This window comes from Paenibacillus sp. MER 99-2 (genome assembly GCF_023714095.1).
Classification (GTDB): domain Bacteria; phylum Bacillota; class Bacilli; order Paenibacillales; family Paenibacillaceae; genus Paenibacillus.
This window is the reverse complement of the sequence record NZ_JAMAUZ010000003.1, coordinates 352,757-373,914: the sequence shown is the minus strand read 5'-3', so window position 1 is coordinate 373,914 and position 21,158 is coordinate 352,757. Positions and strand designations below refer to the sequence as shown.

The following is a 21,158-nucleotide window of genomic DNA, read 5'->3' as shown; positions in this document are numbered from 1 at the left end:
TCACAGCTCCCTGATAAATAGATTAACAACCTCCTGCGTAACCTTCCATTCCTCACACTTTTCCCGGTAGTAGTCCAGACCCAATGGGGTAATCCGGTAATAGGTACGACGCTTGCCCAGACTCTCATCCTGGTAGAACGATTCAATGTATCCATTCTTCTCTAATCGGGTGAAGGCCGAATATAGCGTCGTTTCCTTCATCACATACTTTTCCTCTGTTAGCTGTCTAATGTTCTTGGAAATCTCGTATCCATACGACTCCCCTTCGAGCAGCATATAGAGAATCAGCGTATCATTGTAGCCGCGTATCACGTCACTGCTGATCACAAAAGATACTCCTCCTCGTTACTCCATCTGTCGTAGTAATTGGAGTATATCACGTTTACTACGACAGGTGAAGTAGTTGATCTGAAAATAGGCAAAATAAAAATCCGTACCTGTTACAGATACGGATTCGTGAGTGTGGTTATGCTGTTCATTTGATAGCGAATAACCTGATTATTGAATAGCCGAGAGCACATCCAGCAGCATGGATTTGAACTGAGGACGATTAATCGCCTCACATACACGTACATTTGGCGCTTTACCGAAACGTCCGTTGATATCCACCACACTGTATCCACGCGTCAGTTCTCCTGCAGCTTCCACATCGACATAATACTGACCAGACTTCGTCATAAGTGACTCATCTGCGGCTACAGCCATCAGCAATGTATCCGGATGCGTAGTACCGTTCAGTTTATGTACTGACTTGTTGAACTGCATGACCACTTTGTTGATCGCCGTGAAGAAATTAGCACCGGATGTGCCAAGAGCCGCAATCTCTGCATGATCGTCATCATCCATGACAGAATACTGGGTACACATCTCCCAGCCTACCATAGTGATTGGAATGCCTGCATGCAGTACGATTTTGGCCGCTTCCGGATCCACGTAGAAATTATATTCTGCCGCCGGTGTGATATTGCCGAGTGCATTATTCGTTCCGCCCATGATATACAAGTGTGCAATCTCTGGAATAATGGTGGGATCCTTCTGGATTGCCATCGCGATATTCGTCAACGGAGCAATCGCCAGAAGCTCAATCCCCCCTGGGTTCGCATGAACCTTCTCAATGATAAAATCAACCGCATGCCCCTGCTCGGGACGCTGATCTGCCTTCGGAAAATGTGCGCCACCCATACCGTCGTCACCATGCACGTCTTCCACCGTGCGGTGCTGCGCTTGCCCATAAGCCATTAGTGGGCGCTCGCACCCTTTGTATACAGGCACCTTGCCGCCATGTCCAGCGACCTGTACCGTGTACAGGGCATTTTCTACCTCTTGGTCGAACTGCACGTTTCCACCTGTAATCGTAATGCCTTCCACCTGAAAATGATGCAATGCGGTCAGGATGGCTATCGTATCGTCTCCTGCTGTATCTGTATCGATGATGACTCTTCTCATGATGCAATGCTCCTTCTTCCGTATAAGATTCGTTCTACATTAACGTTTACGTCAGGATTTATTTTACATCAAAAAAGTACCGATGACGATGGAAACACCAATGATCACCGAACGCAGCAGCTGTGCCACCGCCATATTGCCTCGCGCGATTTCGTCACATACCCGCATTTTGGGAATCAGGAAATCAAATATAATATAGACCAGGCACAGAATAATGATACCCAGTACCGACCATAGGAGCATATCCAGCCACGAATGTGTAGAGAAGGACACCATACCCACAATGATACACAATCCTAACAATTTGCTGCCCATGTACATGCCTGCCGCTTCATTACCTTTAGCGATTTCTTCGCTATCGTTGTATCGAGTCAATTTGCTAAAAGCAAAATATCCACATACCAGTACGACGAGCAGAATACCTATACCCACCGCAACATTCACCAGGTTCAAGCCTAAGTTCTCCATTCCTTCTCCTCCTCATCGTTCATCCGTTCACGTACCGTAGCGGCGCAATAATAGGCCATATCTCCGGTGACCTTCTCTCCAACCCTAGGCAGCATACCCGCAAAACGCCCACCAATAACAAAAACGCCTGTAAGCAAATATCCACTGTACGCTCCATCCTCTGTCTGAATCACAGCCTGCTCCATCGGAACCATCTGCTGATAGATTTTGGGCTGGTTGTCATAATAGGCTGCAATTTCTTCCTCTTCACTCGCTTCGTTCTCATCGGTTGCCCAGACGGTTGGAGCAAGATTTCGGGATGCATTCAGCGTTGGTTGCACCTCCTGCTGTTGCTTTACATCCTTATGGTGCATGAATTGATTCGTATCTCCATCCAGCAAAAGCGTTCCCCGGCCTTCGCGGCCCCAATAGCTCTTGGCTACATAAGGCATTGTGCTCTGCTCGAAAGGCTCAGCTGAGAAATAAGTCGGTAGCAGATAACGGGAAATAACATCCATCTCTGCTTCATTAAAGAGCGTGAACCCACAATATTCCGGGGTCTGATCGTTCCGTTCATAGAGTGACCAGATGGCCGCCATGAAGCCTTTGCTCTGCATCAGCACATGCTGTACGGGATTCATCAAGCCCAGCCGCCCCTCGCGTACAAGCTCAAGCAGTGCCGCTCCAACTTCCACACCTGTGTTCTCATCTCGATCATCGATCAAATATTCCAGGGGATAGAGCCGGTACAAAAGTTGAATCTCCCTGCCCTGATGGTATAATGCCTCACCTGGAATAATCTCCAATTCCTCTAGCGGTGCATAATACGTCTCATATCCTGCTTCCCTACAGCGTTCCATCAGATAGACTGTATTGGTTCGATCCTCCACATGATCTCCGTAGGAGGTGAATGTCACCGGCCCTTGCAGTCCTTGCTCTGCATAGAAGGAAAGCCAGGACTGGAAGCATTCCCGAATGCGAGCAGCCATCTCGGCAGATGGCGAAGTCCACGCAGCATCATCAGCCAGCCCAATCAAAATGCCTTCAAGCGAAGCGGACTCAGGTATGCCCGTAGGGGTGTCGGTATTATTTTCAATACACTTCAGCCCAGCTTCGCCAATGATCCAGTCCTGACGGGTGATCCCGCCAGTAACCATCTCCATCCGTGCTGCCGGAATAAGTCCAGGGTGGATGCCTAATGGATTTTCTAAAAATGAATCTGGCATATAACGCTGAATAAATCGCATCACCTTGCAGTAGATCGCATCCACCGCCTCAGCTGCAGAACGAAGTTCCTGCACTTCGGATGGAGTGTAGACCGTCAGTGCAGGGACACAATATTGTTTCCCATACATGCGATGATAGGGAATGTGATGTCCTGCTTCACCACCGAAGACTTCATCATGACTGAACGGCAATGAATACACTTGCCTCATAGGGTTATCCTCCCGAACTGCGGAAGAAGCTGCCAAACCCGCTTGATTTGGATTTGGATGAGGATGAGCTATATGAGCTATTGCCGTCCTTGTTGCTGCGATAAGAGGAGCCGCCACCATAATAATAATGTCCACTGCTTGAATCATATTCACATCCGGTATCGTACTCTGGATCACATTCATCATTATTGCTGCCACATCCCGCCAATACTGCAGGAACAGCCAGCATCAGGGAGAATGCCACCAGCTTCGCTTTGGAACCAGGCTTTGCCGAATGCTTACGCTCTTCTTCGTTCATCACAGATCCACCTCCTTCATGAAAAACAACACTTTCCTGCGATCTGCATCCAGCACCGAATACAGGAATTCATACGTCTTGCCATTGCGAACCATATAATGATCCAGGAGCTGTTCGGCAATCTCCATCGTGTAAACAGAAGCTTCTGTGAGCGTTAGCTCCTCAAAGGAATGTCCATTCCACAGCATATACTCCGGGCTGTACATAGAGGACATTTTGCACATGGCCAAGGCCGCATCCGCAATTTCTCTGCCATATCCCTCTGGCATCTGCGCATCATACGCAGTCACATAAACAGCATGCTCCCGTTGATCCTGACACTCGTTGGACAGATGCGCCCACAGCTTGTTTTTGACCAGTGTGGCATCCACCAGCTTACGCATGAACAGTTCATCCCGCGTCACCGAAGCCTGCTCCAGCACTCCGGTCTCTGCTTGTTTTTCATCCGACCAGCTTCGATACGTCAATGAATAATACATCCCGATAACCTCCCTCTCTGCAAGCTCTTAGATGAGCCGTTTCAATACACACAAACGTATTTAACGCATTGGAAGAGAAAAAGTTACACAATTCACCATGACATGTAAAAAAGAACATGTTAGCTGTCCTCCTTCCACTCGTTAGCGTAGTAATCCAGAATCAACGTATAAATCTGACTTCCCCTTCGCAAAGCTGAAATGAGGCTGTCGCAAAGAGAATTCTCCCTCTTGGCTCTGAGCGCTAACGAACCGACGACATCTTAATAAGCCAATTATCTACGTATGCAAGATTTAACGAACCTCAGCAACGCTATTCCGTCATATAACCGTGTAAAAACCTTTGAAATTGACTGTATCGACGAAGTAACGACGCTGTGATTCGTTAGATCTCAGATCCGAGAATATAGGAGCAAATAGCGTGTGTCAGGTTCATTAAAGGATGATCACGATAAAGGGGATATCCCTCATCATATTGATGACTTATGGGATACCCCCTTTGACTTTCACCTTACTTTCTATATAGCGTCAATGAATTCTTAACTTAGCTATCTTGCGTCGTAAGGTGTTCGGCTAACTGACTAGGCTGTCTAGCTTAACTTAGTTAAATCGCAGTCCAGCCTAGAGCCCAGCCCATTGAGCCAACAGCTCATCATATTCAGCCGATAACCGCACGCGCTCATTCCATAGGCTCTCCAGTTCAGGCGGGTTGTCCTGTGCAACCTCTAACTGCTGATCCAACTCCTGAATCTGCGCCTCGAGCCGAGCCATTGCCTGCTCCAATTTCTCCGCAGAGCGTGTACTGTCATTGCTCTTGCTACGGTTGGCAGCAGCGATAGATGGGGCTGCGGCTGCATTAGAGATGTTACCCATGTTACCCACTTCAGTAGTTGCCTTATCACTACCGCCCCCAACCTTAGCCATATCAGCAGCTCTGCTCACGGTAGATGCTGCACCCGACTTCTTCCCAGAGCCAGGCGAAGCGACCGTACTGCGGAAGGACGCTCCCATTGCTGGGTGAGCTGTAGCATCTTCCCGTGCTTTCCGTTCAAGCTTCTTCTCGCGGTAAGCCTCGTAGTCTCCCAGGTAAGCGGTCATCTGTCCATTTTCCAATTCCCAGACACGGGAAGCCAGGCGATTCACGAAATACCGATCATGTGAGATCGCCAGCACTGTTCCTTCATAATCCACGAGTGACTCCTCCAACGCTTCTCTTGAAGCGATATCCAGATGATTCGTTGGTTCATCCAAGAGCAGCACATTCGGTTTGCGCTGAACGAGCAGAGCCAACCGGAGACGTGTCCACTCCCCACCGGATAACTGTCCGACAGAGCGGAATACGTCTGCCCCATAGAAGAGATAACGAGCTAAGATTCCTCGTGCTTCTCCTTCCTCCACCCCAGCTTCCAACCGGAAGTACTCAAGTACATTCAGCTTCGGATTCGTCGGTTCCTCCTGTTGAGCCAGGTAACCTACGTCCACGCGTGCGCCCCATTCCAGCTTGCCGGCATTCGGTTGTTCTTCACCAAGCAACAGCTTGAATAGCGTGGTCTTACCCGAACCATTCCGTCCGATCAGAGCAATCTTGTCGCCATACTCTAATAGACCGGAAACGCCGCGCAGAATTGCACGTTCGCCGTACCCCTTCTCAACATGCTCAAGAACGGCTACTCGCTTGCCCGTGCGATCTGTGGGACGGACGTCGAAGTCAGCATTGCGCCGCTCCAGCACAGGTCGCTTCACCTGCTCCATACGCTCCAGCGCTTTACGCATAGAAGCTGCTCGCCGGAAAAATTTCTCGTTACCGCCTACACGTCCCCATTCCTCCAGTTGGCGGATCGTTTCTTTCATTTTTTTGATGACTTTCTGCTGCTCCTTAAACTCCTCAAATTGCTGCAACAGCCGTTGCTCCTTCACCTTCATATACGCCGTATAACCTCCAGCAGACGTCTGGGCTTCGCCATCTTCCAGCTCCAGCGTTCGAGTGACCACCCGATCGAGGAAATAACGATCATGTGAGATGAGAACTACCGTACCCGGATATTCTCGTAAGAATCCTTCCAGCCATTCCACCCGCTCCAGATCCAGATGGTTCGTCGGCTCATCCAATAACAACAGATCCGGTCTTACAATTAACTGTGAAGCCAGCACCACTCGGGTCTGCTCTCCACCAGATAACGAACCGAAGCGCCAATCATAGTGCGCCTTAGCCAGATCCAAACCATCCGCCACCTGATCAATTCGGGCGTCCATCTCATACCCGCCCTCACGTTCAAACTGCTCTTGCAGCGCAGCATATCGTTTCAACAGACGATCTAGTTGATCAGGATCTGCTGCACATGCAGGATCGGACATCTGCTGCTCCAGTTCCTTCATGCGTGTGCGACATTCCATGAGTTCCCTGAACCCAAGACTCAGTACATCTAGCACTGTATAGTCATCCATGCCTTCCGGGACTTGAGCTACGTATCCGATCCGAGTATCTTTCTTAATCATGAGTTGCCCTTCATCCGGCTGGTTTGACCTAGCCATCAAGCGCATGAGTGTTGTTTTGCCGCTTCCGTTGCGGCCGATCAGAGCGACCTTGTCGCCTTCCATTATTTCAAAAGTAATGCCGTCCAGCACTAGGTTTGCTCCGTGGTATTGTGTCAGTTGTTGCGCGCTAATCATCATCATAATAAGGTTCCTCCTATGGATTGGAAGATCCTGACCGCAACACAAAAAGAGCCGCAGAGGTTAGCTCCGCGGCTCTTCCGAATCAAGCAATTACGCTTATCGTCCGAATGAGGTCAAGGCAGGCATCTTCTCGCAAATGTTAACTTCCGTATATTCAAAATTGGACAGACTTCTCCCGTTGTTGGAAAAAGTATGAACAATGCCAGCCATAGCAATCGGCAGCTGGCTAATACGGTTGTTAAGCATCTCGTGATTCACCTGTCTTCACCTCCCCTTTCACAATTAGTGCCAATATATCACAGACGCATGCACCTCTGCAACCAGGCTTTTGCCCCTATGTTGTCTCCTGATCCATACGATAACGTTCACGAAAACCCTAGATTTTCACTGTGTGTACAAGGCAGAACCATAACTCTCATCACTGCAGCTGTGCGAACGCAAACTCAAAACCTAGATTAATTCCCGCCTCTACGTCGAAGCACCAGAGCTGTAATTGCCACCGTAATCAGCGTCAACAGTCCGGATGTCCCCAGTGCTGCCCCAAGCAGCGCATAACCAATCCCGTTCCATCCACCGATGTCGATACTAATCATGATGATAATGGCGCCACCGAGCAGAGTCACACAAGGCAAGATTGTCTGAATCCACGTCATTTGGCGCTTCTGCGCCAGGTAAACAAACCATTCAATCAGCAGCTGCACCACCCACATGCCGAGTGTCCACAAGATGACTATGTCCATAAAGCCCTCCTTCTAATGACACTGCTTCACTTTGCGCATTTTCTTATTTCCACTTCAACCAATCTACTTTATTACTTCAACCAATCTGCAAAAAAGTTTCGGTACCCTTCCTTCATAATCGTTCGCGAAAAGGCTCCGAACGCATACTCCCGATTATCTTCAGATACACTCCGGGGAGCCGCAGCAGCCATGTTCACCAATTCGAACCAGTTATCCTCATTGCCCGCAAAGGCATGTGTGGATCGAATGTGACCATAACAAGCATGCTCTGGCTTCACAACCATTTTGCCCATCGCCATCGCTTCTGTCAGCGGCATCGCAAACGTATCGAATGTCGAGCAGCTCCAATACACCTTAGCGGAATTCATCAGCGCAAAAACCTCATCCTGTGTTAGTGCAAATTGCAGCTTCACATTGGAAGGAATGTCGTATTTCTTCATACTCTCCTCGTAGCGCCGACCACCAAACACCATGTATACTTCTTTGTCCGGGTTCTGCCTAGCATATTCAAGTACCAGATCCGGTCGACGATTCTCCTCATCTCGGCCGATCCAGAGCACCCGGTTATGCACGACCTGGTTCGGGTCGTAATGGCGGTGCGCCAGTTCTTCATTGAAGCCAATCGGAATGACGTTTACGTCATGCACATCGAAATTGCGCCCGAGCTCTCTTTTCAAAAACTCCGTCTGAACCACCGCTTTATCTACCATTGTATAGAACGGCTTCATCATCTCGTATCCCGTCAATGCAGGGTCAGGGAAACTGTGCGGGAACAGTACGCTTTTGGGCAAAAACATCTTCAAAAATGTAAATCCCGATACCGTGTATATGACATGCTCAATATTCTGGCTATGAATCTGGTCAAGCACGACATCATAGTTCACCAGATCGCCTTTCTCATGCTCATAACCTGGCAACCAATCATATCCGCTAACGTGACGTTCTGGGGAGATAAAGACAATATCTACGCCCAGCTCCAATCCAATCTGCTTCAGACGATCCGCGAACACGCGTGGTCCCTGAGCTTCTGTGAATTGTATTTTACGCATAACAAGTCCTACTTTACGCATGTGCTATCCCCCTCATTTCTATTCCGTGAACAATCCGTTCATGCACTGACGGAGCGTTGATGCTGTCTCCTGCCACTGCGCACGAAGCTGTTCCTCAGGCCATATACAATCTGCATTATTCAGATCACGATCGATTAAACGCAGCATCCATAACGAGAATACGAACGCGTACGCGTGATACCATGTTGCAAAAGAATCCGGATCAATCTCTACACCACACTCCTGTAAATGATCCAGATAAACGGTAATGACCCGCTCCCGCAGCTGCGGAGTAACTGTTCTAGGGAACAACGGATGGGATAAATCCACCAGATGATACATATCCCACAGTGGTGTATTCAGATGAGCATGCTCCCAATCAATAATGAACAAACTTCCTTGTGCCTCGGCAATGTTACCTGGATGCAGATCACCATGGCACAGAACGAGTGGAAGATGCTTCTCTGCATGAAAAATCTGCAACGTGATATCATCCCAGTTCGCCGAAGAGAGTGTAATCCCCAGTCTAGAAAGCAATGTCTCTGTCTCTTGCTGATGATCGAGCAGATCACGCAGCATATCCCGAATCAATGGCTTCTGTCCTACCCGGGGCAGGTCAGTCCATGCCGTTGTTGATAACGTATGCCAATAGGCCATCATCACAGCCACAAGTAACATCGTATTCTCACTCAAATCATGGCTCAGCTGTCCTAGATCCTCATAGATCAGCCAGCTCTGTTCAGGGGCTGTCCCTGCGGCGGATGATGCGATCAGTTGCGGAACAAGTAAAGCTAACTCGGGAAATATATGCTGGGCCACCCATTGTTCACGTCCATACTGTGCATCATGGGTTAGAGGTTTGAAGATATAGCTCTCTCCTGTGTGCACGGTGAACCGCTCCACATATCGTCCATTCATTCCTTGGTACAGTTGCTCCCGATCCACGATATTGGCTTCATTCAGCACACCTTCGGGGGTTACCCATTCGTGCGCTTGTATGTCTTTATTCATTATGTCCACCATCCATTTTGCATCCACCCGCAAAGCCATCTATATAAGGTTGAACTAAAGAATATTTACACTTGCCACTCCGATGACAGAATAACCTTCCAATCGCTGTTATCCCCAGATTTTTTTGATTCCCTTTTTCAGGGGGAAATCCGGGGATAAAGGCGAACGCTCCGCTTCTCCATGTTATTTCTGTCCTCTACGCTCTCGTGTAAATGCTTCGTTCAATTTATATATTTGCTCTCTAGCGCCTATTCCGTCCAACGAATTCACCTCAAGCTGATACGCCAAACTGTTCTACAGGTTCGATGTTTTGTCCATCATACGCTTTCGTCTTGCTGCTCTGCAAGCGTAGGATATAGTGAGTGTTTGAGAGGGAAAAGAAAGACAATGATCATTATCTAATTTCATTACTCTTGCTTTTTGGTTAGTAATCACTTACTATTCAATCATGAAGAACAAACCTCATTCAGATAGCAAAAAGAAAGACATTCTACAAGCTGCCATGCGCTTGTTTGCAACCAAAGGCGTTGACGGCATTTCCGTCAAAGAGATCGGTGACGCCGCTGGAGTAACTGATGCGGCGATCTACAAACATTTTAAGAACAAGGATGCGGTTGCGCTCGAGGCCTTTACACAATACTGCGCTGACTATACAGCCTTAATCGATGGATATGTTCGTCAAGAAGGCACCGTTAAACAGCGCTTACGGCAATTATTTGCCGAGGTATTAGAGATCCATGATGCTGATCCTTACGGACTACTGCTGATCTCGCAAAATCATGAAATATTCATCGAAGTCGGAAGCAGTGAGGATTACCGCCAGCCGCTAGATGCACTGATTGATCTGATCGATCAAGGCATTGTGCTTGGTGAACTGCCTGCTCAAGATTCAAGATTAACTGGCGTGATGATCATCGGTGCCATAACACACTTGGCTGTGTCCAGTATGCAAGGGCAGCTTCCAGAGCAGCTTGTTCCCTACACAGGAGAAACGATTCATCGTCTTATGTCGATGCTGGGGGATGCATCTCAAGCATAACGGACGGGTAGAGCCTACTCATTACGTCTGCCTAGGTAATACACTTTGTCCATGTTTCATGGATAATAGCAATGCTGCATAGGATAAAGAGAAATGTCTCAGTCCGACTTCCCACTAAATAAATAGTATCGGGTGAATGATTGACGGGTCATACGTGGCCTTTCTTTTTTGCACATGAGGTTAGTGTTCATTAACTAAAATAATGAGGATGTGTTATTTCATATGAAAAAAATATTAATCATTCAGGGTAACCCTGTTTCACCCAGTTACAATGGCGCTCTCGCTGAAGCCTATCGCAAAGGCGCTGTTGCCGCAGGCGCCGAGGTACGTATGATCACCTTGAACGAATTGAAGTTCAACATGAATTTGGAAGGAGGATACCGTGATAAATTGCCTCTTGAGCCTGACCTACTGCAAGCACAAGAAGGCATTAAATGGGCTGATCATCTCGTCTGGGTATTCCCAATCTGGTGGGGAGGACCACCGGCTCTACTGAAAGGTTTCATCGACCGGATCTTCATGCCCGGTTATGCGTTTAAATATCAAAAGGGCAAACCCTTACCGGATCAATTGCTTAAAGGTCGCACTGCTCGCATGATCACTACCATGGATGGTCCGAGTTGGTACTTCAAATGGTTCCAGGGCGAACCTGCACACAAAATGATGAAAATTTCCACCTTTGGACTCACGGGTATCAAGCCTGTGCGAATCACAACAGTAGATCAAGTGGGTAAACAGACCGAAGCACAGCGAAAGAACTGGTTGGCAAAAATAGAGCAGTTAGGGCGCACGCTAGCATAAATGGAAGCTCCGTACAATGGAGGGTGTACCACGAGATGCAGCCATTCTAAGGGAGATATCCAGATGAAGAAGCTCTAGCATTTCCATTGGAAACGTCCACTCTTTCAATCGTAACTCTCCCTTACATCGCCCAGATGGTATCTCCTAGCTCGGATGTCAATGCTGCTCCGTTCAGTCCTACATAAAGGAACTACAAAAAAGGCCAGCCAGTACTTACTGGCTAACCTGGTCATACGGGAGTCATCCATCAGCTGAATGGAATACGATCCGATGGATGTTCGGGCAAAATCGATGATACTAACTGCCGCACAGCTGGATGTTGCGATTGTACGATCCCTTCGTTGCCACTGCCGTAATACACCAGCCTTCCCTGATCCATCACAGCAATACGATCACAGATCGTCATAGCCGCTCGAATATCATGGGTGATGAACAAGTACGATAACCCATATGACGCGCGTAACTCTGCAAGCAGGGATAATATCTGTGTCTGGTGCACCATATCTAGGCTGCTTATCGATTCGTCCAGCACAATTAACTTAGGCTTGAGTGCGATTGCTCTCGCTATGTTGACGCGTTGTAGTTGTCCTCCGCTGAACTGATGTGGATACTTGCTAGCATCCTCGGGTTTAAGCCCCACCTGTTCAAGCAATTCTCCAACCACACGTCGCTGATCCGTTGCAGATAGGCGCTCGTAATTGTCCAGCGGTTCTCCAATGATCTGGGCGGCGGTCATCAGCGGATTCACAGCAGAGTAACAGTCCTGAAATACGACCTGTAGATCTCGCCGCAACCCCTTCATTACCGTTTTGCTCGCACGGTACATATCCTGACCTTGAAATAAAACCTGTCCCTCGGTTGGCTTCTCCAGCCCCAATATGATTTTGCCGAGCGTGCTCTTCCCCGCCCCACTCGTACCTAACAGCCCAAGGCACTCACCTTTTTGGATCACAAGTGAAACGTCTGCCAGCACAGGAGGACGTGCCCCCGAACGATCCAGCCAGTTGCGTTTGCCATACCTATGGCTTACTTCACGTACCTGAAGCATCAGGTCACCATCCTCTCGTATACTCGGCACACATCCTCTTCATGAAACGAAACCGACAAAACCGGAAATCCTCCACCGTTCACGTATCACGTCATTCCAGTTCATCCACGGAACAGATCAGTCACGCTCATCGTCCCAAAGACATCCTCGGGCGAGCATGAAGCAGCATCCGTGTATATTCATGCTGGGGTTGATCAAATAACTGATGTACTCCTGCCTGCTCGACAATTCGCCCCTTCTGCATCACTGCAACTTCATCAGCCATCTGTGAGATTACACCCAGATCATGTGATATGAGCAAAATGGCCGTTCCGTATTCGGTGCGAAGTCGATCCAGCTGTTGCAGCACCTTTAGCTGGTTAACGACATCTAGCGCAGTTGTTGGCTCATCGGCAATAACCACGGCAGGTCGCAGACACATTGAGATCGCAATCATGACCCGTTGCAGCATGCCTCCGCTCAGTTGGAATGGATATCGTTTCATCAGCTTGGCAGGTTCGGGTAGATTCATTTCTGCTAAGGCAGTTATAGCCTGCTCTTTGGCTTGTGCTTTGGTCATTTGCGTATGTGTGCGCAAGGTCTCAATGAACTGTGAACCAATCGTAAATACAGGTGTAAAAGCATTCATCGGATTCTGCATAATAAATCCGATTTCCTTGCCTCGGATACGCCGCATCTCCTCACCAGATAATGAGTTCAGCTCTCTACCATTAAGCCGAATGCTGCCGGACACTTCCATCCTGCGCTGATCCAGCATATGGAGTAGTGCGTTGCATGTAACCGTCTTGCCGCTACCACTCTCGCCGACAAGACCGAAGACACGCCCCTTCTCCAGCTCAAAATGAATGGGCTCCAGTAGTGGAACAGAGCCATCCGCTGTTCGTAGGTTCACTTGCAGATTCCGAACCTCTAGCACCTTCGCTGTATCACCCATCGTTATGTTCACCCCTTGTCCTGCTTGCCTTCGCCTTCATTCTCTTCACCCTCATCCTGCATTCAAACCTACCGTTTCGAAACACCATACTTCTCAGATAATGATTCTCCCAGAATGTTGAAGGTGATGACCACCAACAAAATCAGTGCGCCAGGGTAGATCATTAGCTCTGGGTGGCTACGAATATAGCTTGTTCCCTCATGGATCATAGCGCCCCATTCTGCATTGGGTGGTTGAATACCTAGTCCTAGAAAGGATAACGCAGATATATCCATAATCGCCCAGCCCATCTCCAATGTGCCCATGACAACAATGGGACGCTGCACGTTAGGGATAATATGTTTACGGATAATCGTCCACGAAGATGACCCGCTAATACGCGCCGCTGCGATGAAATTCCGTTCCTTGAGACTGACAACCATATTCCGACAGATGCGTGCATAATACACCCACTGCACCATCATTAGTGCGAGTAGAACCTGCATTAGGCCAGGGCCGAAGATACCTACGATACCAAGCACCAGCACCAGGTTTGGAAAAGCCATAATACCTTCGCAGAAGCGCATTAACACACTATCCACCCAGCCGCCGAGGTACCCGGAGATTGAACCTACAATCACACCAATGATTAAAGAAGACAGGAAGATAAGTGTTGCAAAACCTAAGGATACCCGCGCGCCATAGATTAGCCTGGATAGATTGTCCCTTCCAAGGTGATCTGTTCCTAGCCAGTGCTCAAGCGAAGGGCTCGCCAGCTTTTGCAGCAGATTCACCTTCACTGGATCATGGGGAGCAATCCAAGGCGCCATTAGCGCCACGCCGAAGAAAAACAACACAACCACTGAGCATATCATGATGGCTCTTTGCCCTCTGAACGCTGCACGCCATTTGTTTATCAATGTTCTGCCCGTCCTTTCGCCGAAATCCGTGGATCCATATAGAGCTGCACCAGATCAACGAGCAAATTGCATACGATGAACAGGCATGCCGCAAAGAAGACATAACATTGGATAACGGGAATGTCCCGGTTAAATATAGCTTCCACGAAATACCGTCCGAATCCAGGCCAAGAAAACACCTGCTCCACAATAATCGTTCCTGTGAGCAGCTTGCCCATATTCATTCCCATCCCCGTAATAAGTGGCGATATGGCAATCTTCAGCACATGCTTCAGCATAATGACTCGTTCCCGAATCCCGCGTGTTCGTGCATACTGCACATACGTTTCCCCCAATTGCTCCAGTACGCTAGAGCGCAACAACCGGGTATACACGGCAATCAGTACCAAGGAGAGCGTAACCGTAGGCAATACGAGATTCTCCCACGATCCACGTCCCTCCACAGGCAGCCAGTCCAGCTTCACAGAGAAAAAGAAGATCAACAGATAGCCGAGCCAGAATTGCGGGATCGACGCGCCGAAATAGGAAATCGCTCGGCTGACCATGTCAATCCAGCTATTCTTGTACACCGCAGCCAGAATCCCTAGCGGTATACTCACTACTGCTGAGAACAGCATACTCCACAAAGCTAATTCAGCCGTCGCAGGAAGTCTCAGTTTCACCTCATCCCAGACAGGTTTGTTCGTTAGATATGAGGTGCCGAAGTCCAATTGCACGATTCGCTGGAGCGTGTTGATATATTGCGTGAGCAAAGGCTGATCCAAGCCGAATTCATGCCGCTTCTCCGCGAGTAATTCCGGCGTTGGATAGATATGTGCTGCCGTTAGATACGCCTCGGCTGGATCAACCGGCGAGATATGAATCAGCGCAAATGTAACAAGTGTAGCGATAATAACGATAGGAATGATCGCGATCATTCGTTTCCCGATATAGCCGATCACCAAACCTTCCTCCCTTTTATCAAGCTACATGTTGATCTCATATTACTTCCCGTTCAATTCAATCCCTACAAACGGATTCTCATCACGGTTAGCCGGGAAGATAAAGTTGGAGATTTTCTTCTGATACACCGCTGTTTTCTTAATATAAGAGATCGGTACAATCGCCGATTGCTCCTGAAGTGTTTTCAAGATGGAGCCATATAGCTCCTGACGTTTCGTCTCATCTGTAGATGACAGTGCTGCATGCACTTGGTCGTCCAATTCTTTTTTCATCGGCAATGCACTCAGCGTCTCGGAAATGCCGAATCCAGGGCTCGCCACAACGTTAATGAAGGAATGTGGATCATACGGTGCACCGTAGTTGTACCAGAAATACAGGTCGAAATCGTTGGCTTTCAGACGTTTGATCTGTACGGTCAGCTCCAGCCCGGTCAGGTTAACTTTTACCCCAAGCTCGCTCCATTCAGCCTGAATGGTTTCTCCCATTGCTTTCTGGATTGGGTCTGTTTTATCAAAAATCATCTCGAATTCAAGCGGCTGACCGTCCTTCTCCCGTACTGTACCTCCTGCTGGCAGCTTCCAGCCGGCTTCATCGAGCAATGCTTTGGATTTCTCCACATCATATGTGATTGATTCCAGGTCTACATTGGTGTATGGATAGTTTTTGGACAGTACTGTGTCGGCTGGCTCTTCCAAACCGGAAGTGACTCCTTCAACCATCGCTTTCTTGTTAAAACCTTGCTGTAACGCCATCCGTACTCTGACATCGGATAGCTTCGGATTGGAAGAGTTCAGCAGCATACTGCGCGTCCCTACCGGATCAGACAATTGCGTTACATATTCATCGTTATCACGTAACTGTTGGAACGCATCCAGACTGATTACACCTTCACCGTAGATCAGGTCGAGATCGCCTTTTTCAAAGGCAAGTACACGCGTTTCACCGTCAGGAATGATCTTGACTGTAATCTGCTCCACCTTCGGGGCTGTTCCCCAATAATTCGGATTACGCTTGAAGACGGCATATTCATCCTGCTTGTAATCAGCCAGCATCCACGGGCCAGTACCTACAGGCTCTTTGATGCCTACGGACGTATCACCATCATCCGGGAATCCGGCTTCGCCTAGGAAGCGGAACGGACGAACGACAGACAAGTCCTGCAGCACAGGGTAGTACGGCTCAGTGAGAGTCATGCGGAAGGTGTTATCATCCACAACCTCTGTTTTGTCCAAGACGCCTACAATGCCTAACCAGCTATGGGTATCTTTATGTTTCATAATCGCATCAAAATTTTTCTTCACGATCTCAGCATTAAATGGCGTACCATCAGAGAATTTCACACCTTGGCGAAGCTTGAATGTGTACTCTTTGCCGTCATCGGAGATCGTCCATGACTCCGCGAGAGCAGGTGCCAGTTTACCGTCCTTCTGATAACTGATCAGTGGCTCATACAGCATGGATTGGGCGAACAATTGTGATGGGTTATACGTATGCGGATTCATCGTACCGATATCACGTGGCCATGACATCGTGATATCGTTCGCAGAAGCGGCTTGATCTGAACCGGCAGAAGAGGAGTCCGAGCCACTTCCAGTATTACTGCAGCCCACGATAACCAGCAGCAACAATAATGTTGTTGCCAGCATGAGGGTAGAAAATTTGCGATGTTGTACAAACATAGTTGGAGAACCCCTTTTCTCTATTTTATGATAATGATTATCATATTCATCCATTAAGAATAGGCAGGCACCTTTCTTTTGTCAACAAAATTCGACATCCATCAGCATATCCCCAAACATGCCAAAGAAACCCTTCCTGTAAGAGGAAGAGTTTCTTAATCTGAACCCGGTCATATTTACTCGTACGAACCTGTTCTTTTTACTGTTATTTCTTGCTTATTGCCCGGATATCATCCAAGTACAACGTACCCGAAACAGGCTCGCTCGGATCACTCGCATTAACATAAATAGAGAACTCCTGAATACTCTTGGCCTTAACCGCGTCAAATGCAGCACCCGCATTGGCCGTATCCCACGGCGCAGGCTTGAATTCACTGAACGGAATCTCGACCCACCCAGCCTCTGTCCCGGTAAGTGAAGGATACGCCTCGAACGATACACCGCTTGCTTTCACCTGCAATACCAGCTTCTGCCCTTTGCCATCTGGTGCAAGCCACAGTCTCAGCGTATCCCGATCCGACCAGTCCACGCCATCCATTGTACGAGTTATACCGCCATATCCGGAACTACTCAGTGCATAGTCACACTGTAAACCATACTCTCCTGCACCCTTCTGATCCTGAGTTAGCCTAATTGTAATCTTATCCCCTTGTGCATTAGGGGTATAGGTATTACCAAGAGTGATATCATTTCCTGCATAACTCTCAAAATCATCCACCAGATCTTTATCGAAGACAGGCTCTGGCTTCACATGAATCAATTGAATATTATCCACATAGATTGGGCCTGTGTACTGCAAACCACTGCCTACAACCGATAGCATCATGGATGTTGCTGCGGCTGACTTCTCGGGATTATCCAGCACAATTTCGCCGGTATATTTCCCATAATCCACACCATCCACCGTCACCTTCTCTAGATCGCTTAATGCCACGGGATTACTGATGTTATACTTCGTATCCCAATCATCCGGCAACGTGGCTGTTGCATAGATCGATGGCGTACTGCTCACACCAGCACTCAGCGGAACATACATATCTAGCGTCACTTTGCTGACATCAGCTAGCTTCACCTTCTGTGCGATGGCATCCAGCGTCAGCTTCAGTTCCTGCCAGGTATGTGTTCCATCCTCAAACTTGGCGTTGATCTTCAACATACCGCTACCATTGAATTCAGCCTGCTCCACAGAGTTAATTTCCGCCTGGAAAGCCCCGCCACTGGATACCCCATTTGTATCACTATCGAATGTATACGTATATAACCTGCTCGCATCAAAATTAAAGTTAACGACAACCTCATCCTGCATCACAATCTTCCCGTCTACATACGCCTTCACGTGCAGTGTCACACTCTGTTGATCCAGCTCTGAATCGGGATGCCATGCAGCCGTATAATAGTTGTCTTGCGCCCCCAATGTCATCTCATGCTCTTCCGTCTCCTGCCCTACGCTGTAGACCACACGATCTGCTTGTTGTCCAAGTACCCGTGCACGTATCGTCACCTCGTTCTCCTTGATCTGCTGCTGGTTCAGCGGGGAGACAATATTCAGCTTCGGCGCGTTCGGCAGAGTAGACACATTCAGACTATAGACGGCTTGCAGACGATCATTGAACGCTGTATACGGCGCATTGTACAAACGCACAAAGTCATCTAATAGCTCGTGATTTCCAAGCTCGCCTGGCGCATTGCGATACGGAACGAAGACCTGCTCGGTTCCAAAGTTCGCCCATGTCAGCATATACGCCATCCGTTTGGCATCAGGATCGGATTCTAGCGCCTTGAGCAGGTTCGTAAACCAGGCTTTGTCTTTGTTGCCGGAGATTTTCATGCCTTTGGTACTGTAACCAAACTCACTGAGCGTTGCCACTTTATTTTTGCTGTCGGCAAGCCGCGAGATCATCGCTGCATCTTGAACTAATTTGGCAAACCATCCTTCCGAGCCCTCTGTTGAATCGTAGATGTCGAATCCGAGAATATCCACATAATCGTCACCCGGGTACGTCTTCAGGTATTCGCTCTCACTCCCGCTAAAGAATCCGTTAGGCGAGAACACGTACAGGAAGTTATTCACGCCTTTGGTATCTCTCAAATACTCCACTGTGTAGCGATATAACTGCACATACTGCTCCTTCGACGTAAAGGCAGCTCCCCACCAGAACCAGTTCCCGTTATTTTCATGGAATGGACGGAAGACAACCGGAATGTCATTACCTTGACCATCCGATAACTGGTGAGCTAGATCCGCAATCTGATCGAGATAAGCGTTAAATTCAGCATTTTTGTCCCCACCAGGCAAGATATGCGACACAACCGAACCACTCGTATCGTAGAAGACCTCATCTGTCACAAAATTTTTCATATGTGCACTAAGAGTTACAATGCCACCTCGCTCGTATGCCTTCTTCATCACTGCCGCAAGGTTGGCTGTATTTTCTTCAGGACTAGCGTCCAGTGAACCGGGCTTCTCATTCCCTTCCAGACTCAATGTATCCCAACCGTATACCGCAGGAAATGCACCAACATTGTTAAACACATCCGATTGTGTACCATCGTTCGCCGTAATCGTTACCCCTTCCGTTGTAGCATGTTGCTGTCCGAATAAAATGGCTTCACCACGCACATTATTCAAGTAAGCAAACAGTGATTTAGTCGCTGGGGAAGCCTGATCATCCACCAGCTTCACTGGACTCAAGTCAAAGGCAGATGTATCAATTGGAGTTTGATTATGATCAGGAACAACACCCGAACCTGGATTAGAGGGATTGGTTGGATTAGTCGGCGTAGTTGTGCCACCACCTGAGTTCCCCCCGGTATTACCACCCGAGCCGCCACTTCCACCCCCATTGCCAGGGTTACTTACGCTACCACTACCATTTCCACTATTAGCCGTACCACTACTGCTGCCATTGCTACTGTTACTCCCGCTTCCTGAAGCTGCACCTGTATCTGAACCGGCCTGTGTCAGCCAAGTATCCTGCGTGACAGCCTTACCATTAAGAAGCACGTCATCAGCCTGGATATCCACTTTACTCACCTTGCCTGTTCCAGTTACAGATGTCCCCTTCGCTTCCTTGGACATATGCAGCTCTCCCACACTGGAACCACTCTCCAGTTGTAATGTAGTACGTGCCGATAGTTTAGCGGAGTGTACTACTGTTCCCGAACCTAATGCAACGATTGCTGGACGCTCCACATGGAGCTGTTCTGCTGTCGTGGTGCCTGTAAGTTCAAGCCGCACCTCACCCTCACGACGATCAACGAAAATATTGTCCAAATCGGAATCCGCAACGGTTACAGAGTGCGTACCTCCACCCTGAATGTAAGTGGTCCCCTTGACCGTCACCTTGGATAAATCAACATCTCCTTCTCGAATGCCTGCAGCAATGTATAAATTGCCGTTAATGACGATATCACTCAGTTTGATCCCATTTTGGTTGATAATCACATGACCTTGGATCACTCGACCTGCCGATGTGTCAAGCGTATTAATTACGGGTGCCAACTCATCTACCCAGGACAACATTTCAGCCCGGGTCAATGCACCTTCCGGTTTAAATGATCCATCCGGATACCCTTCGATAACACCGGATAAGACACGAACCGATTCACGGGCATAGCTGCGGATATCAGACTCATCCAGGAAAGGCGTGGATGGATCCGCTCCTTCTGCTGCTTTTTGCAATCCAAAGGCACGAACAAGAAGCACTGCTGCATCCTCACGGGTGATCTCCTTGTCTGGCTTGGCTGTATTATTAGGATATCCCTGATAGTATCCTGCTTCACGGGCAATAGACAGAGCCGGAGCATACCAGTCACCTGCTTGCACATCTGCAAAGGACTCGTCCTGATCCAAGACGTAATATCCGAAGATTGTATTGATAGCGTTTACAAATTCACTTCTGCTAACATGCTGATCCGGTCGAAATGAACCATCCGGGTATCCACTAACCCATCCTGCGGTTAACCATTTGCTGATTAGTGGCTCAGACCAGTGTCCCGACCAATCCGCAGCAGATTGTACTGTGTTCACACGGTTACCATTAACCGCCTCACCCTCTGGGTTCGCATCTGCATATGCAGGTAATGCTGTTGATCCAAGTAATACCACACTGAGTGCTGTACGCATAACGACCTGTGACTTCTTCATCGCTCTATCTCCTCCTTGGTTGTGATGGTGCACATAATATTGCTGATCTTATTATGAAAAGCTTCTCTGTTATGCTGGTCTGGAGAGACA

General features: G+C 48.4%; 19 protein-coding genes. 2 read left to right on the top strand and 17 right to left on the bottom strand.

The annotated features are described in order from the left end of the window. From M3636_RS16700 to M3636_RS16650, 11 genes are all read right to left on the bottom strand, one after another. Nucleotides 1-327: a PadR family transcriptional regulator gene (locus tag M3636_RS16700; RefSeq protein ID WP_128103990.1), complete on the bottom strand. Its 327-nt coding sequence runs from the start codon at nt 325-327 to the stop codon at nt 1-3. Between the two features lie 171 nt (nt 328-498). Further along, complete coding sequence (locus tag M3636_RS16695) at nt 499-1,446, bottom strand: nucleoside hydrolase (RefSeq protein WP_251383268.1); 948 nt, start codon at nt 1,444-1,446, stop codon at nt 499-501. Nucleotides 1,447-1,509: 63 nt separating this feature from the next. Beyond that, a complete protein-coding gene (locus M3636_RS16690) occupies nt 1,510-1,914 on the bottom strand; it encodes a DUF350 domain-containing protein (protein WP_128103991.1) in 405 nt (134 codons plus the stop codon). Next, complete coding sequence (locus M3636_RS16685) at nt 1,902-3,329, bottom strand: glutathionylspermidine synthase family protein (RefSeq protein ID WP_251383267.1); 1,428 nt, start codon at nt 3,327-3,329, stop codon at nt 1,902-1,904. The genes M3636_RS16690 and M3636_RS16685 overlap by 13 nt, the downstream gene beginning before the upstream one ends. 4 nt (nt 3,330-3,333) lie before the next feature. Then, complete coding sequence (locus M3636_RS16680; RefSeq protein ID WP_251383540.1) at nt 3,334-3,627, bottom strand: hypothetical protein; 294 nt, start codon at nt 3,625-3,627, stop codon at nt 3,334-3,336. Further along, nucleotides 3,627-4,106, bottom strand: coding sequence for a hypothetical protein (locus M3636_RS16675; protein WP_251383266.1), 480 nt, complete (start codon nt 4,104-4,106; stop codon nt 3,627-3,629). Before M3636_RS16675 ends, M3636_RS16680 begins: the two co-directional genes overlap by 1 nt. 618 nt (nt 4,107-4,724) lie before the next feature. Continuing rightward, nucleotides 4,725-6,779: a ribosomal protection-like ABC-F family protein gene (gene abc-f, locus M3636_RS16670; RefSeq protein ID WP_251383265.1), complete on the bottom strand. Its 2,055-nt coding sequence runs from the start codon at nt 6,777-6,779 to the stop codon at nt 4,725-4,727. A gap of 96 nt (nt 6,780-6,875) precedes the next feature. Then, nucleotides 6,876-7,037, bottom strand: a complete 162-nt coding sequence (locus tag M3636_RS16665; protein WP_186375543.1) for a hypothetical protein — start codon at nt 7,035-7,037, stop codon at nt 6,876-6,878. Nucleotides 7,038-7,234: 197 nt separating this feature from the next. Beyond that, nucleotides 7,235-7,519, bottom strand: a complete 285-nt coding sequence (locus M3636_RS16660; protein ID WP_251383264.1) for a hypothetical protein — start codon at nt 7,517-7,519, stop codon at nt 7,235-7,237. A 71-nt stretch (nt 7,520-7,590) separates the two neighbouring features. Beyond that, entirely contained in the window at nt 7,591-8,589 is a 999-nt protein-coding gene (locus M3636_RS16655) for a glycosyltransferase (RefSeq protein WP_251383263.1), read from the bottom strand. Nucleotides 8,590-8,607: 18 nt separating this feature from the next. After that, a complete protein-coding gene (locus M3636_RS16650; RefSeq protein ID WP_251383262.1) occupies nt 8,608-9,579 on the bottom strand; it encodes an aminoglycoside phosphotransferase family protein in 972 nt (323 codons plus the stop codon). 448 nt (nt 9,580-10,027) lie between these two features. On the opposite strand from M3636_RS16650, the gene M3636_RS16645 reads away from it, so the two are divergent. Both M3636_RS16645 and M3636_RS16640 read left to right on the top strand, forming a co-directional pair. Further along, on the top strand, nt 10,028-10,618 hold the full coding sequence (locus M3636_RS16645) for a TetR/AcrR family transcriptional regulator (protein WP_251383261.1): 591 nt from the start codon (nt 10,028-10,030) through the stop codon (nt 10,616-10,618). A gap of 222 nt (nt 10,619-10,840) precedes the next feature. Next, nucleotides 10,841-11,419 (top strand): NAD(P)H-dependent oxidoreductase, encoded by a 579-nt coding sequence (locus M3636_RS16640; protein ID WP_145409058.1) that lies wholly within the window; start codon nt 10,841-10,843, stop codon nt 11,417-11,419. A gap of 247 nt (nt 11,420-11,666) precedes the next feature. On the opposite strand, the gene nikE is transcribed toward M3636_RS16640, so the two are convergent. From nikE to M3636_RS16610, 6 genes are all read right to left on the bottom strand, one after another. Next, a complete protein-coding gene (gene nikE, locus M3636_RS16635) occupies nt 11,667-12,467 on the bottom strand; it encodes a nickel import ATP-binding protein NikE (protein ID WP_251383539.1) in 801 nt (266 codons plus the stop codon). 127 nt (nt 12,468-12,594) lie between these two features. Next, the gene (nikD, locus tag M3636_RS16630; protein WP_251383538.1) at nt 12,595-13,401 is read right to left on the bottom strand and encodes a nickel import ATP-binding protein NikD; all 807 of its coding nucleotides are present in this window, start codon (nt 13,399-13,401) and stop codon (nt 12,595-12,597) included. A gap of 68 nt (nt 13,402-13,469) precedes the next feature. After that, nucleotides 13,470-14,300, bottom strand: a complete 831-nt coding sequence (gene nikC / locus M3636_RS16625; RefSeq protein WP_251383260.1) for a nickel ABC transporter permease subunit NikC — start codon at nt 14,298-14,300, stop codon at nt 13,470-13,472. Continuing rightward, nucleotides 14,297-15,241: a nickel ABC transporter permease subunit NikB gene (gene nikB / locus M3636_RS16620; protein ID WP_056703510.1), complete on the bottom strand. Its 945-nt coding sequence runs from the start codon at nt 15,239-15,241 to the stop codon at nt 14,297-14,299. Before nikB ends, nikC begins: the two co-directional genes overlap by 4 nt. 42 nt (nt 15,242-15,283) lie before the next feature. After that, nucleotides 15,284-16,921, bottom strand: coding sequence for a nickel ABC transporter substrate-binding protein (nikA, locus tag M3636_RS16615; RefSeq protein ID WP_251383259.1), 1,638 nt, complete (start codon nt 16,919-16,921; stop codon nt 15,284-15,286). Nucleotides 16,922-17,126: 205 nt separating this feature from the next. Continuing rightward, nucleotides 17,127-21,068, bottom strand: coding sequence for a glycosyl hydrolase (locus tag M3636_RS16610; protein ID WP_251383258.1), 3,942 nt, complete (start codon nt 21,066-21,068; stop codon nt 17,127-17,129). Nucleotides 21,069-21,158: the final 90 nt, after the last annotated feature.

Excerpts from the sequence above, each read along its gene's own strand:
- M3636_RS16695 (WP_251383268.1), bottom strand. The coding sequence starts at position 1,446 with ATGAGAAGAGTCATCATCGATACAGATACAGCAGGAGACGATACGATA.
- M3636_RS16690 (WP_128103991.1), bottom strand. The coding sequence starts at position 1,914 with ATGGAGAACTTAGGCTTGAACCTGGTGAATGTTGCGGTGGGTATAGGT.
- M3636_RS16685 (WP_251383267.1), bottom strand. The coding sequence starts at position 3,329 with ATGAGGCAAGTGTATTCATTGCCGTTCAGTCATGATGAAGTCTTCGGT.
- M3636_RS16680 (WP_251383540.1), bottom strand. The coding sequence starts at position 3,627 with ATGAACGAAGAAGAGCGTAAGCATTCGGCAAAGCCTGGTTCCAAAGCG.
- M3636_RS16675 (WP_251383266.1), bottom strand. The coding sequence starts at position 4,106 with ATGTATTATTCATTGACGTATCGAAGCTGGTCGGATGAAAAACAAGCA.
- abc-f (WP_251383265.1), bottom strand. The coding sequence starts at position 6,779 with ATGATGATGATTAGCGCGCAACAACTGACACAATACCACGGAGCAAAC.
- M3636_RS16660 (WP_251383264.1), bottom strand. The coding sequence starts at position 7,519 with ATGGACATAGTCATCTTGTGGACACTCGGCATGTGGGTGGTGCAGCTG.
- M3636_RS16655 (WP_251383263.1), bottom strand. The coding sequence starts at position 8,589 with ATGCGTAAAGTAGGACTTGTTATGCGTAAAATACAATTCACAGAAGCT.
- M3636_RS16650 (WP_251383262.1), bottom strand. The coding sequence starts at position 9,579 with ATGAATAAAGACATACAAGCGCACGAATGGGTAACCCCCGAAGGTGTG.
- M3636_RS16645 (WP_251383261.1), top strand. The coding sequence starts at position 10,028 with ATGAAGAACAAACCTCATTCAGATAGCAAAAAGAAAGACATTCTACAA.
- M3636_RS16640 (WP_145409058.1), top strand. The coding sequence starts at position 10,841 with ATGAAAAAAATATTAATCATTCAGGGTAACCCTGTTTCACCCAGTTAC.
- nikE (WP_251383539.1), bottom strand. The coding sequence starts at position 12,467 with ATGCTTCAGGTACGTGAAGTAAGCCATAGGTATGGCAAACGCAACTGG.
- nikD (WP_251383538.1), bottom strand. The coding sequence starts at position 13,401 with ATGGGTGATACAGCGAAGGTGCTAGAGGTTCGGAATCTGCAAGTGAAC.
- nikA (WP_251383259.1), bottom strand. The coding sequence starts at position 16,921 with ATGTTTGTACAACATCGCAAATTTTCTACCCTCATGCTGGCAACAACA.
- M3636_RS16610 (WP_251383258.1), bottom strand. The coding sequence starts at position 21,068 with ATGAAGAAGTCACAGGTCGTTATGCGTACAGCACTCAGTGTGGTATTA.